This is a genomic window from Jejuia spongiicola (genome assembly GCF_023502325.1).
GTDB classification, from domain to species: domain Bacteria; phylum Bacteroidota; class Bacteroidia; order Flavobacteriales; family Flavobacteriaceae; genus Wocania_A; species Wocania_A spongiicola.
In genome coordinates this window covers 1-233 of the sequence record NZ_JAMFLZ010000043.1, presented here as the reverse complement: position 1 = coordinate 233, position 233 = coordinate 1, and the positions used below count along the sequence as shown (strand labels likewise).

1 protein-coding gene is annotated in these 233 nt (G+C 30.5%); it reads right to left on the bottom strand.

Annotation, left to right across the window (positions count from 1 at the left end; genetic code table 11):
* A partial coding sequence (locus M3P09_RS17280; RefSeq protein ID WP_249974072.1) for a BspA family leucine-rich repeat surface protein occupies window positions 1-233 on the bottom strand: 233 nt, incomplete at both ends.

Below are 233 nucleotides of genomic sequence, written 5' to 3'. Positions count from 1 at the left end.
GAAACAGTACTAATATCCCAATCACCAAGGTTTTGATTAAAAGTAGTAGTACCTTCAAACATTTGTGACATATCAGAGACTTTACTGACATCCCATGAATTAAGGTTTACATTAAAATTTGTTTGATTTTTAAACATTTGAGCCATATTGATTGTTCCAGAAACAAACTCTCCAATATTCCACTGACTTATATCATAAGTAAAGCTTCCAGGAGCATCAATATTAGTTAAAAA